A 12,770-nucleotide genomic window follows, 5' to 3' on the forward strand; every position below is an offset into this window, starting at 1 on the left:
CTATAAGACGGAATTTATTATAAAAGGTTGCCCGAAAATAAAAAAAAAATGCACTCTTTTTCAAAAGTGCAATGTAATATTTTAATAATCAGCTCCGTAGAGTTAATGTTTTATTGAGGAAATATCTTCCGGATTATGCTTGTGTCTGAATAAAACCGCAAAAAACACTGCAAGAATTAATGCATAAATAGCAAATGAAAGCCATATATTCTGCCAATCTTTAACCATTACAACAGAAGAAAGCGTTCCGTCAGCATTTACGGCTGAATTGAAACTATTTTTAAGGATCTCCAGAAAAGTTGGATTGTCGGGCGTTGTATCCAGGTAGGTGGAAAGATCTGAGACATTCGTAAATTTATGGGTAAAAAACTTATCGATCGCCCAACCAGCGATATAACTTCCAAATAAAGCTCCAAAACCGTTGGTCATCATCATAAATAATCCCTGAGCAGATGACCGTATCTTTTTATCGGTCGTCGTTTCTACGAAAAGAGAACCGGAAATATTGAAGAAATCAAATGCCATTCCGTATACAATACAGGAGAAAATAATCAGTGAAAGTCCGAATCCGTCGGGAACGCCATAAGCAAAGAACCCAAATCTCAATACCCAGGCCAGCATTGACATCAGCATTACTTTTTTAATCCCAAATTTCTTCAGAAAGAAAGGAATTGCCAAAATAAACAAGGTCTCCGAAACCTGAGAAATCGACATAATAATCGTAGATCTCTGTACAACAAATGAATCTGCATATTTCGGGAAATGTGAGAACTCACTTAAGAATACGTCTCCATAAGCATTGGTCAGCTGAAGTGCTGCCCCTAATAGCATCGAAAATAAGAAGAACAAAGCCATTTTATAGCTTCCGAAAAGCTTAAATGCATTCAAACCTAATTGCTCAGATAAGGGTGCACTTTTATCAATCAGTTTCTGTGGCGGACATTTTGGTAAAGTCAGCGCATAAATTCCTAATAATATAGCAATCGCTCCACCAATGTAGAACTGTCCTTCTGTTGCTTTATTTCCTGTAAGATTGGTAATCCACATGGCAACAATAAATCCAATGGTTCCCCATACCCGGATTGGTGGAAAATCTTTCACCACATCCAGATTACTGTTTTTCAGAATCGTGTAAGAAATGGAATTCGCAAGGGCAATGGTTGGCATATAAAAGCACATAGCCAGAAGCATCAGTGAGAAGAAAGAATTGGGATCAGCAGAATGAGGCAGTATAAAAAGTACTACACCATAAAGGATGTGAAGTACCGAAAAGATGCGCTCGGCATTGATCCAGCGGTCGGCAATTATTCCGGTAATGGTCGGCATGAAAATAGAAGCTATTCCCATGGTTCCGAAAACGGCTCCAAACTGGGTTCCGTCCCAGTGTTTTGTACCGAACCAAAAATTAGCCATCGTAATCAGCCAGGCTCCCCAAACGAAAAACTGGAGAAAGCTGAGGATGGTCAGTCGTAATTTTAAATTCATAGTTTAGTATAAAGTATCTCTTTTAATCAATTTTCTTTTTTCTCCTTTTAATTTCTTCCTGAATTTCCAGAGCGGTATCAAAATCTTCTTCTTTTACGGCTTCATCAAGTAATTTTTGAAGTTCTTCCATAGAAACTGCCTTCAGATTATCTTCTGATGGTACGGTTTCTGAGAAGGGTTGTTCTTCTTTTGAAACGTCTTCCAGTTCCAGAAGAATACCTGCTTCATTCAGCACCTGTTGTGTGGTGAAAATAGGTGCATCGAATCTTACGGCCATGGCCACCGCGTCAGAAGTTCTTGCATCCAGAATCAGCTCTTCATCGTTAGCTTTATTTTTGAAATTAATATTAGAAAAAAATACGCCGTCTACGATCTGATAAATGATCACTGAAACCAATTCATAATTGGCTGAAACTATAAATTTTGTGAATAAATCATGGGTAAGCGGACGAGGCGGATGGATGTCTTTTTCCAGTCCTAATGAAATGGACTGAGCCTCGAAATTTCCTATGACAACAGGTAATTTTATATGTGTCTCTTCATGTTCCAGTAACAAAGCGTACGCCCCCGATTGGGTCTGACTGTACGATATTCCGCGAATAATTAGCTGCTTATAATCCATAGCTACAAATATAGATTAATTTTTTATTGTGATTTCAGTTTTACGCAAAAATAAAAGCCCGGAAAAGCCCGAGCTTTTATTTTTTATGTGAATTGTAAATGGTGAATTACTTCGTGTCAATTTTAAAATTCACGATTGACTTTCGAAGCAAAATTCACTATTGACATTTTTACCCTTTAATTGCTTTAATTTTCTCTGTTAATGCAGGAATAATCTGGAAAGCATCTCCTACTACCCCGTAATCTGCAGACTTGAAGAATGGTGCTTCAGCGTCATTGTTGATTACGACAATCGTTTTAGAAGAGTTGACCCCAGCTAGGTGCTGGATCGCTCCTGAAATACCTATTGCGATGTAAAGGTTAGGTGAAATTGCTTTACCTGTTTGTCCTACGTGCTCTGTGTGAGGTCTCCAACCGATATCAGAAACAGGCTTAGAACAAGCTGTAGCAGCTCCAAGAACGTTAGCCAGCTCTTCAACCATTCCCCAGTTTTCAGGACCTTTCATCCCTCTTCCTGCAGAAACAACAACTTCTGCTTCTTTCAGGTCTAGTTTACCTGAACTCTGTTCGTGAGAGATCACTTTGGTATCTTCATTCGCTACGGATAAGTTTTTAACTTCCTCAGAACCTGACACTGCATTTTCTTTTACTCCGAAAGCATTCTGAGAAACTGTGATAATCACCCCGCTTCCTTCTGCTTTTGCATGCATAAATCCTTTTCCTGAGAATGCTCTTCTTTTCACCTGGAATGGAGAAAGGCTTTCAGGAGCTTCCAATACATTGGTAATTAAAGAATAGTTCTTCATTACGGCAAGCATTGGAGCAACAGAAGAAGCATCTGTAGTGTGAGGGAACACAATCGTGTTTCCGTCTGCTACTTCACTTACAGCCTGAGCAAATGCTTTTGCCGAAAAATTCTTAAGACCCTCGTCTTTAATATTGATCACATTCGATGCTCCATATTTGTATAATAAATCTGAAGAATCTGTAGGGTTTACAGAGATTGCTGTAACGGTATCTCCTGCCTGGTCTGCCACCGCTTTAGCATAAGAAACTGCTTCAAAAGCTGCTTTTTTGTAAACTCCGTTTATATTTTCTGCGTATACGAATACTGCCATTTTTTTAAAATTTAAAGATTAAAAAATTTAAGGAATAAAAGATTAGATAACTTTAGCTTCTTCATGAAGTAATCTTACCAACTCATCCAAGTTATCTGGAGAAACCATTTTTACAGCAGCTCTTGGCGGAACGCTGTCATAAGATACTCCCTGAACTTTCACTTCAGAAGAAGTAGGCTCTACTACTTGTAAAGGCTTCGTTCTTGCAGACATAATTCCTCTCATATTCGGGATGATAAGATCTTTCTCATCTACCAATCCTTTTTGTCCTGCGATCACGGCAGGTAATTTTACTGATATTGTTTCTTTTCCTCCTTCAATTTCTCTTATAGCAGTAGCTTCGCTTCCGTTTAGATCTAATCCTACAGACGCGTTGACGAAAGGTTGGTTTAATAACTGAGCGACCATTCCCGGAACAGATCCACCATTGTAATCAATGGATTCTTTTCCGCAAAGAATAAGATCATATCCTCCATTTTGAGCTACAGCTGCAATTTCTTTTGCTGTAGAATAACTGTCTTTAGGATCAAGATTTACTCTCACCGCATCATTGGCACCAATAGCTAATGCTTTTCTGATTACCGGTTCTGTAGCAGCATCTCCTACGTTGATCACTGTTACAGTTGCACCCTGAGATTCCTGAAGTTTAACCGCTTTTGTTAATGCAAATTCATCTAAAGGATTGATTACCCACTGAATTCCATTTTTGTCGAAAGCAGATTTGTCTGCCGTAAAGTTAATCTTGGAAGTAGTATCCGGAACACTACTGATACAAACTAATATTTTCATGTGTACTATTTTATTTTTTCCCTTTTGTGCATAAAAAACCTTACTGTTTTATGCTGAGATTTTGTTATATTTTACTTTTGCTAATATAATTAAAAAATATATTATGCATGCATAATACTTATTTTTTTACTATTCAATACATTAAATGCATTTAGCGGGCTGGTTTTGTTGCCCTAAACTCTATCTTGCTGGGCAAAACCCGTGGATTCATTTTTAAAATATCCAGTACCAGATTTCCCATATCTTCAGGCTGAATCTTCCAGTTATCTTTTTCTGAAGGGACATTTCCGTTGAAATTTGTGGCTACAGATCCCGGCATAATAACGGTAGATTTGATGTTGTATTTTCGGAGGTCAATCATTGCTGCCTGAGTAAACCCGACTACTCCAAATTTTGACGCGTTGTACCCCGTTCCGTTTTCAAAGAAGTTGGCTCCTGCAAGGCTTGAAACCGTGATATAATACCCTTCGGTCTTTTTTAATTCTTCGACTGAAGCCTTTAATGTATAAAAAGCACCGGTCAGGTTGGTTTCTATCATATCGTTCCATTCCTGTGCAGTCAGCTCATCTACCGGTTTGAATATTCCCAGTCCGGCATTGGCAATGACAAAATCCAGTCTTCCGAATCTGGCTACTGTAGATTTTACAGCTTCTTCTTCACTTTCAAGATTTCTTACATCTGAAACAACTCCAAGGACATTTTGTGAGTACTGTCTGAGCTGTTCTTCAGCTTTCTCCACATCGTTTGTTTTACGCCCGGAAAATGCTACTGAAATACCATTTTCCAGTAATATTTTCGCTATTCCAAAACCAATGCCTTTGGTTCCTCCGGTTATATAAGCTACTTTATGATCTGACATATATTTAAATTTTAAAGCTCTAAAATAACAAAAACGCTCCAATTGGAGCGTTGTACTGATATAAGATTTATCAGGTATTATTTTTTGATGAATTTTTTACTGAATTTTTCTTTTTCTGTATCGATGATCAAAATATAATTTCCAGCGTTTAATTCAGATACGTTAATAGACAAATCATTCTTCTTATCACTGCTTAGTACGGTTTTCACTGCTCTTCCAGTTATATCAACAATACTCACCAAATTGATTTTAGAATCTTTTGATGTTACATTCACTACATCTGCTACAGGATTGGGATATACAGTTACTCCAACGTTAGATTTTTCTGTAATTTCTGTTGTACCCAAAACCGATGTAGAAACTCCGTTTAATGTAGCCGTTATATTGGTCCATGTCCCAGAATTTGTCGGTGGGTTTGCATTGGCATAGCCATTACCTATACGTACACTGTATAAAGGATTAGAAGTAAAGTTAATGGGAGTATCAAGTGTATAAGTACCTGTTAATACTGTTCCTATTGTACTTGATCCTCCGGTAGTCCATGCTCCTGTTTCAAGAGCGCCGAAATCACTGTCCCCTCCAACTTGAAGTATAGGAGTTCCACTTAATGCACTTGTTGGCATAGTAATGATGGTTAAATCATTGGCCCAAGTCGTTCCTGTTTGTGCAGATAAAGTAGCATTCAATGACACACTGGTCAATGTACCTTGCAGCTGACCACTGTTATGCAAAACAGCAAATGACGCTCCCCCTGCTGTAAAAGTAGGAATGGTAGTTGTAGCCTGACCCAATGCTAAAGCACTTATCGCTATTAATCCAGTAAGTAAAATTTTCTTCATGATATTTTTTTTAATTAAACAGCCGTAAATATAGAACATTTACTCTAATTAAAAAAAATATCAATGAAAAATAAAGATATATAGCAACAATTTAACTCAATCTGTTTTAATGTATTAATTTTAAGGTTTTACAATAAAAACAGGTTTAAAATTATTTTTCTATAAATCTACCACCAGATAAATATTTTAACTACAAAATCGCTAAAACACAATAAAATTCACCAATTAATGATATATTGTAAAAATCATTGCAAATTCATGGTTTATAAAATCTTTGTCATTATTTTTTGATGAATTTCTCAGAATAATTACGATTTTCTGTTTTTATGTTCACAAGATATACTCCAGCAGGCAGCTGAACAATGTCTACTTTATTATTTTCCAGCTTAATCTGCACTTTTTTTCCTGCAGAATCATACATTCCGATACTTTTTATTTTATCCGGAGAACTAATCGTTATAAAATCCGAGGCAGGATTAGGATATATGGCAAACTTCTTCTTATCCAAAGCAATATCTGATGCAGATAACAAGGCTTCACTATATACCTTAAGATTATCAATATAAGCTGTACCATCTGCATTATCATGTACAAAACGCAATTGGTTCATCCCCATTGATTCTGCTGCTGTACCGGAATAAATTAAAATTCCGTTCAGATAATATTTAACATCTGCTGAAGTTCCTATCACGGTAAGTCTATACCAGAGATTGGGCTGCCAAGTTCCGGATGTAGCCTCCATCACGGAAGTGCCTGAAAATGATTTCAGGACTTTAACATTTCCAGTATTATCAAAATCAAGCCTTACTACATACTTTTCTTCTGCACTGCTTAATCCCTGGAAACTAAAAACTGAACCATTAAGCTGTGACATATTGATATCGAAAGAAACTGTAAAATTGTTGTGAGGCAGCATCATTGGAAGGTTGTCAAATGCTCCGATAATCGGAACAGGCTGCGTTCCGTAGGTGTTTTCTTTTACAATCTTCAGGGAATTCATCCCGTCCGTTGCATTGTCTGTACAAATAGTCTGATTGAGTATATAGGGAGGTACATCCCCTGTTGGCGTACTGATCCACGTTCCCTGTGTATGAATATCTCCTGTATAAAATCCATCCAGACTTTCGAATGAAATGAGCTGTTGTGCCAGGGAAATCGTTGACAGCAAACAGATTGCGATAGTGTAAATTTTTCTCATAGCATTATTTTTAGGTTGAATTAAAAATAAACACATAGATTTAGTAAAAAAATATCATTTGATAGGGATATTATCATAAAAAAGCATAAAGCGCTCCGAAATTCGGAGCGCTTTATAAAATATTGTTGACAAAATTAATTATTTAGAATAATTCTCAAAGAATAATGGAATACTTTCAATCCCTTTATAGAAATTAAACAGACCATAATGCTCATTGGGTGAGTGAATTGCATCTGAATCCAGCCCAAAGCCCATCAATACAGACTTAGCGCCCAGTACTTTCTCAAACATAGAAGTAATTGGAATACTTCCTCCACTTCTGTAGGGAAGAACCTCTTTACCGAATGCCGTTTCCATAGCCTGTTTAGCGGCCACGAATTCTTTAGTGTCACTTGGTAATACATAAGGCATACCCCCGTGGTGTGGCGTTACTTTTACCTTGACATTGTCTGGAGCAATCTTTTCGAAGTATTTTGTGAATTTTTCAGTAATCTCTTCAGGGGTCTGATAGGGAACCAGACGCATTGAGATTTTAGCAGAAGCTTTGGAAGGAATGACTGTTTTTGCGCCTTCTCCTGTATATCCTCCCCAAATACCATTACAGTCTAAGGTAGGACGAATGGATGTTCTTTCAAGCGTAGTATAGCTTTTTTCACCTTCTACCCCATTCAGTCCGATAGATTTCTTGAACTCTTCAGGATTGTCTTTCAGCTTGTTCATCTCTGCTCTTTCCGCATCTGAAACAACTTCTACATTGTCATAAAATCCATCGATGGTAATGTGTCCATCTTCATCTATCAATTTAGCGATCATTCTGGACAATACATGAATCGGGTTGGGAACAGCCCCTCCGTAAAGACCTGAATGCAAGTCTCTGTTGGGACCTTCTATCTCAACTTCTACGTAGCTTAATCCTCTTAATCCTGTAGTCACAGTAGGTTGTTCATTGCTGTAGATATGGGTATCTGAAATCAGGATACAGTCGCAAGAAAGTTTTTCTTTATTTTCGTTAACGAAATCTCCAAGACTTACCGATCCCACCTCTTCTTCACCTTCCAAGATAAATTTAACATTACAAGGAAGAGTATTAGTCTCCATCATCGCCTCAAAAGCTTTCAAATGCATGAAAAACTGTCCTTTGTCGTCTGCAGAACCTCTTGCAAAGATAGCCCCCTCAGGATGAAGTTCCGTTTTTTCAATATAAGGCTCGAAAGGTGGTTTTTTCCATAGATCCAGCGGATCTGCAGGCTGCACATCATAATGTCCATACACCAGGACGGTAGGAAGGTTTTCATTCAAAATCTTTTCTCCAAAAACGATGGGATAGCCTTTTGTCTCACATACTTCAACATGATCTGCACCTGCATTTTTAAGGTATTCTGCACATACGTCCGCACATTTCAATACATCATTTTTATAAGCCGGATCTGCAGAAATAGAAGGAATTCTGAGTAACTCAAATAATTCATCCACGAAACGCTGTTTGTTTTCGTTAATGTAATTTAATGTCTCTTGCATTTTAAAAATTTGTTTTGTTAAAAATAAAAAAAATGCCTTGCATGGGCAAGACATTCATATTTCTTTATTGGAAATGACTATTTGGTAAATCGAACAGACATTTTTCTGTCAGATGCTCTTTCTGAATCAGAAGCTTTTGCGTCTACATGAGCAAACTGGCTTCCGTATCCTTCAGCAGAAACGATTTGTGCTGTAGCTCCCAGTTTAGAAAGTTCAGCTTTAATAAAATTAGCTCTATCCTGAGATAATTTTTGGTTTTTAGCCTCGTCACCTGTTTTATCTGTATACCCCCCAATTTTGATTTTCACATCTGGATAGGCCTTTAAGATTTTAGCCAGGTTGTCCAGTTGTTCATGAGAACCAGCTTCTAATTGGTTGGCAGATCCTGTTTTAAAATTTACGTTGTCAAAATTGTACCAAGTATTTTTCAATCCGTCTTCAGTTGCACTTGTATACTGACCGGATTTCAGGTATTTGATCATACTATCTTCCATTCCATTAGCAAAGCCTTTCAAAGCTACACCATTCAAATCAATAGAAACCTGAGCTTTTTTTTCAGCATGTTCAGAACCGTGACCAGCTGCTGCTTCATGACCATGACCTTCACCTCCCTGGTGATCATCAGAATATCTTTCTATTCCTTCTTCCAGTTTCAGAGTATTCTTGTTTCCTCCTGCCTGGATTTTTTTACAGCTTACAGCTACAGTTGCAATGGCTAAACATATAACTAATTTTCTCATGCTTAAATTTTTGATTCCCCAAAATTAAGCAATCCTACTTTTTTCGGCAACATTTTTAGACTGATTTTAAAATAATTTTACCTTTTTTGGATTGTGTAAAAATAAGGTAGTCCTTTCCCCCGTCTTTTATTGCGTATTTCTTTTTGATATCTTCCGGTTTTAGGGGATAATTCTTTGAAATAATATTGAATTGTTCCTTCTTTTTAATTTGCTTAGATTCAATTGTTTCCATACTAAATACACGTCCCGGAAAATCATTGATCTTTTGACCTGAAGTATAAAGGTGAGTATTGGGATGAAGTTTGTTTAACCCAAATCTTTCTGAAATCAGATTAAAAATACCGGCTTTTAAAATAGAGTTATTGGGAATATATATGAATTTTTCGGGCTCTGAATACCCAGCTTGAGCGCTTTCTTCTTCCCCAAATGTAAATGTAAAAACAGTTTCTCCACTTTCCAGATTGATACAGTTTACTAGAATTCCTGCTTTTTTTTCTTTTGAAAGGAAGATAACGACCTCCTTTACATCATTTTTTACTGCTATAATTTCGATTCTGAAAATACCCGGCAAAGCGGAAACAAGATATTTCAGATCAATCAAAGGAGAAAGCTTTATGACCACCTGATCTGCACTGTCAAGAAGCTTTTCCCTGATCTCAAGAATATCAGGCGAAAGATCTTCCAGAAGAAACACTTTATTTTTGTTGCTGTCTCTTCTTGCAGGATCTAGGTAGATGCTGTTAAAATAGTCTTTATTGGCCTGCAAAAAATCCTCCAAGTTCTGATGGATAAATGTTGCTTTCCGGCCTAAAACCGTCCAATTATGTTTTACAACGTTCAATAATGGCTGATTTTGCTCTACCAGGGTGACTTCGTTAAAATTTTGAGAAAGATAAAACGCATCGATCCCAAAACCGCTGGTTAAGTCTATCAATTTATTTCCTGTGAGGATTTGCGATTTGTACTCTGCCGTTTTCTCTGATGAAGCCTGTTCTAAATTAAGCTGAGGCGGGAAAATAATCCCTTCCTTCAGCAAAAACGGAAACTTCTTCTGAGCAGTTTGTTTTCCTTTGATCTGCTGCACAATTTCCAGCATGGAAACGTCTGGAAATGGTGATTTTTTTAAGAGTAAAGCGTGCAAATCTGTAGTTAGATTTGCATTGATATAGTCCTGAACTTCTTTTTTTATTATACTATTTCCCACAGAATACACAAATAACACAGATTTAAAGCCTGTTAATTAATTTATCAGTCCATTTATTTTTCTCATTATACTTTTATCAATATAATCTGTATTAAAATGAACTCATTACCTAACAACCTCTGTCAACAATATAATTTACCTCTTATAAAAAATATAATCGGTGAGCAAAGGTTCAATGCCGTTTTGTTTTAGAAGAGAATTGATCTGCCCTCTGTGATAGGTTGAATGGTTGATGGCATGGAACAGCATTTCAAAAATACTGTTTTCAAATTTTGTTCCTCTTGAATTATGGTATTCCTTCCTTTGATCAAGATCAAGTTTGTCAATGATATCAATACTCTTCAGAAAGTTCTGGTGATTGATATCTTCAAGGGACTCCAAGGGATTGGTTTGCCACACTTCAAATGATTTCTCATCGAGGATCCGGGAGTTCCATATCTGCTGGGCATTCAGGGTATGATTGATAAGACTGATTGTTTTTTCATCAACTTTTGTGATGTTTTCAGAAATTATCTGAATCATTTCTTTGTTGAAATGATAGGTGTATTCAAATAAATCAATCAGTTTTTCTTTCATTGTTAAAACTTGTTTATCTTTATTCCACAACCGCAGATTACACAGATGTGCAGGATTTTATATTTTTTTAGCCGATAAATTCCGGGAAGAAATAGAATTATTCAAACATTTCAGCCCAACGTACGGCTTTAATTTCTTTTTCGCTGTACATCTCCTCAATTGATCTTTTAACGTCCAATTTAGGATACAAATTGACTCCAATCAGCTTTATTTTTCCTTCTTCCACCCATTTCTGCTCTTCAACAGCCTGATCATAGATCTTTTTCTGAATAATTCCCTGTTTCATAAGTTCCAGATAACCGCCACCTTCTTCAATCTCAATGAACAATGCCCATGATTTCTCTGCTATCTGACGGGTAATGTCTTCCACATAATAGCTTCCGTTTGATGCATCTTCAAATACATTAATAATGCTTTCGTACGCCAGAACAATCTGCTGCTTAAATGAAATTTCTTCAGAGTTATCGGTACTTCTGTTAACCAGATAGTTCGTACTGAAAACAGCATCTGCTCCGGCAATCATGGCAGAAGCCAACTCTAGTGTTGAACGGATAAGGTTGTTTTCGCTATCGGCAATCGCTTTATTTCGCGAAGAAGTTTCAGCGAAAATATAAGGGGTATCACTGAAACCGTACTCTCTTGAAAACTGATTAAAGACTATTTTAAACGCTCTCAGTTTGGCCATTTCAAAGAAATAGTTTCCTCCGATGGCTGTTCTGAAGATAAGTTTATTTAGAATATCCGGTCCATACGCTTCAACAAGTTCTTTTGCTTTCGCCAAAGCAATTCCTATCTGCTGATAAATGGCTGCTCCTGCATTCTGGTGAAGTGAAATGTCTACGCAGATGTTTCTTTTGAAATCTTTTGATAAAAGTTCTTTGGCCAACTGATCATCAATAGTACATTCATTTTCATTGAAAACATCAATCAGTGAGAAGTACTGATCTTCTTCTTTCGGACTGATATGTCCGGCAAGATCTTTATTATTAACAAAAATTGTCTTCTCTTCCAGATGCTCCACATTGTGGTCTAAAATAAAAGCAAAAACATCTTCTTCCAGACTTTCATGATATCTTGCAACCAAATGGGTGCTTTCTTCAACTTTCGGCAGGTTAACCAATGGTTGATGAACCTCACTGTAAAAGGGTCTGACATCAATCCCTTCCAAATTTTCTTTTTTTAGAATGGAATAAATATCTTCTGTTTTAAGCTGCTTTTTGACTAAGTTTTCCCAGTTTGGAAGAATATCTGTATTGGACATTGGCTATTTTTTATGGTCAATAGTGAATTTTTGCTTTGCAAATCAATGGTGAATCTATAAAAATTGACGATTGACAATTCACTGTTGATATTTATATTACTTATCTGGTGAATGCTGAATTTTTGCTCCGCAAGTCAATGGTGAATCTATAAAAATTGACGATTGACGATTCATTGCGAAGCTAATTGATTATCCACATTTCAAATTATTTTTTGGCGACATTGGCACTGTCTACCACCAAAATGAAGATCTCTTCATCCGGTTTTTTCATAAAATAATTTTCGCGAGCGTATTTTTCTTTTTCCGATTTATTGTTCATCAGTTTTTTATAAAAAGTATCATTTTTTTCATATTCCTTTTTATAGTATTCCAGCTGGTCTTCATATCGGCTGATTTCGCCATTCAGTTCATTAATAACAAGAAAAGAGGTTTTATCAAAGAAAATCATCCATACCAGAAACATACAGATGGTAATGGTATACTTATTCAGAACATATTTCTGGATCGTTTTGAAAGTTTCAGACTTTGGCTGAATATCTTTGATAAGTTTGTTTTCTTCCAT

General features: G+C 36.6%; 13 protein-coding genes. All 13 read right to left on the reverse strand.

Translation table 11 applies throughout. The features are described 5' to 3' along the window. Window positions 1-102: 102 nt before the first annotated feature. A complete protein-coding gene (locus tag BW964_RS01640; protein WP_076504176.1) occupies window positions 103-1,485 on the reverse strand; it encodes a nucleoside permease in 1,383 nt (460 codons plus the stop codon). Window positions 1,486-1,507: 22 nt separating this feature from the next. Beyond that, the gene (locus tag BW964_RS01645) at window positions 1,508-2,107 is read right to left on the reverse strand and encodes a bifunctional nuclease family protein (protein ID WP_076504177.1); all 600 of its coding nucleotides are present in this window, start codon (window positions 2,105-2,107) and stop codon (window positions 1,508-1,510) included. A 169-nt stretch (window positions 2,108-2,276) separates the two neighbouring features. Beyond that, window positions 2,277-3,224: an electron transfer flavoprotein subunit alpha/FixB family protein gene (locus BW964_RS01650; protein ID WP_076504179.1), complete on the reverse strand. Its 948-nt coding sequence runs from the start codon at window positions 3,222-3,224 to the stop codon at window positions 2,277-2,279. Window positions 3,225-3,266: 42 nt separating this feature from the next. Beyond that, window positions 3,267-4,013, reverse strand: coding sequence for an electron transfer flavoprotein subunit beta/FixA family protein (locus BW964_RS01655; protein WP_076504180.1), 747 nt, complete (start codon window positions 4,011-4,013; stop codon window positions 3,267-3,269). Between the two features lie 151 nt (window positions 4,014-4,164). Further along, window positions 4,165-4,872, reverse strand: a complete 708-nt coding sequence (locus BW964_RS01660) for an SDR family oxidoreductase (RefSeq protein ID WP_076504182.1) — start codon at window positions 4,870-4,872, stop codon at window positions 4,165-4,167. A gap of 77 nt (window positions 4,873-4,949) precedes the next feature. Continuing rightward, complete coding sequence (locus BW964_RS01665) at window positions 4,950-5,711, reverse strand: T9SS type A sorting domain-containing protein (protein WP_165789199.1); 762 nt, start codon at window positions 5,709-5,711, stop codon at window positions 4,950-4,952. Between the two features lie 280 nt (window positions 5,712-5,991). Next, window positions 5,992-6,909, reverse strand: a complete 918-nt coding sequence (locus BW964_RS01670; RefSeq protein ID WP_076504185.1) for a T9SS type A sorting domain-containing protein — start codon at window positions 6,907-6,909, stop codon at window positions 5,992-5,994. Window positions 6,910-7,047: 138 nt separating this feature from the next. Continuing rightward, window positions 7,048-8,427: a dipeptidase gene (locus BW964_RS01675; protein ID WP_076504186.1), complete on the reverse strand. Its 1,380-nt coding sequence runs from the start codon at window positions 8,425-8,427 to the stop codon at window positions 7,048-7,050. Between the two features lie 77 nt (window positions 8,428-8,504). Continuing rightward, window positions 8,505-9,167, reverse strand: coding sequence for an OmpA family protein (locus BW964_RS01680; RefSeq protein ID WP_076504188.1), 663 nt, complete (start codon window positions 9,165-9,167; stop codon window positions 8,505-8,507). Between the two features lie 55 nt (window positions 9,168-9,222). Beyond that, window positions 9,223-10,371: a class I SAM-dependent methyltransferase gene (locus tag BW964_RS01685; protein WP_076504189.1), complete on the reverse strand. Its 1,149-nt coding sequence runs from the start codon at window positions 10,369-10,371 to the stop codon at window positions 9,223-9,225. A gap of 135 nt (window positions 10,372-10,506) precedes the next feature. Then, window positions 10,507-10,947 carry a DinB family protein gene (locus BW964_RS01690; protein ID WP_076504191.1) on the reverse strand — a complete coding sequence of 147 codons (441 nt, stop codon included), beginning with the start codon at window positions 10,945-10,947 and terminating at the stop codon, window positions 10,507-10,509. 97 nt (window positions 10,948-11,044) lie between these two features. After that, entirely contained in the window at window positions 11,045-12,208 is a 1,164-nt protein-coding gene (locus tag BW964_RS01695; protein WP_076504192.1) for a methylmalonyl-CoA mutase family protein, read from the reverse strand. A gap of 205 nt (window positions 12,209-12,413) precedes the next feature. After that, window positions 12,414-12,770, reverse strand: a complete 357-nt coding sequence (locus BW964_RS01700) for an FtsB family cell division protein (RefSeq protein WP_076504194.1) — start codon at window positions 12,768-12,770, stop codon at window positions 12,414-12,416.

Source organism: Chryseobacterium shigense (assembly GCF_900156575.1).
Taxonomy (GTDB): Bacteria; Bacteroidota; Bacteroidia; order Flavobacteriales; family Weeksellaceae; genus Chryseobacterium; species Chryseobacterium shigense.

Bases quoted from the DNA above. Each gene is read 5' to 3' on its own strand.
- BW964_RS01640 (WP_076504176.1), bottom strand. From the start codon at position 1,485: ATGAATTTAAAATTACGACTGACCATCCTCAGCTTTCTCCAGTTTTTC.
- BW964_RS01645 (WP_076504177.1), bottom strand. From the start codon at position 2,107: ATGGATTATAAGCAGCTAATTATTCGCGGAATATCGTACAGTCAGACC.
- BW964_RS01650 (WP_076504179.1), bottom strand. From the start codon at position 3,224: ATGGCAGTATTCGTATACGCAGAAAATATAAACGGAGTTTACAAAAAA.
- BW964_RS01655 (WP_076504180.1), bottom strand. From the start codon at position 4,013: ATGAAAATATTAGTTTGTATCAGTAGTGTTCCGGATACTACTTCCAAG.
- BW964_RS01660 (WP_076504182.1), bottom strand. From the start codon at position 4,872: ATGTCAGATCATAAAGTAGCTTATATAACCGGAGGAACCAAAGGCATT.
- BW964_RS01665 (WP_165789199.1), bottom strand. From the start codon at position 5,711: ATGAAGAAAATTTTACTTACTGGATTAATAGCGATAAGTGCTTTAGCA.
- BW964_RS01670 (WP_076504185.1), bottom strand. From the start codon at position 6,909: ATGAGAAAAATTTACACTATCGCAATCTGTTTGCTGTCAACGATTTCC.
- BW964_RS01675 (WP_076504186.1), bottom strand. From the start codon at position 8,427: ATGCAAGAGACATTAAATTACATTAACGAAAACAAACAGCGTTTCGTG.
- BW964_RS01680 (WP_076504188.1), bottom strand. From the start codon at position 9,167: ATGAGAAAATTAGTTATATGTTTAGCCATTGCAACTGTAGCTGTAAGC.
- BW964_RS01690 (WP_076504191.1), bottom strand. From the start codon at position 10,947: ATGAAAGAAAAACTGATTGATTTATTTGAATACACCTATCATTTCAAC.
- BW964_RS01695 (WP_076504192.1), bottom strand. From the start codon at position 12,208: ATGTCCAATACAGATATTCTTCCAAACTGGGAAAACTTAGTCAAAAAG.
- BW964_RS01700 (WP_076504194.1), bottom strand. From the start codon at position 12,770: ATGGAAGAAAACAAACTTATCAAAGATATTCAGCCAAAGTCTGAAACT.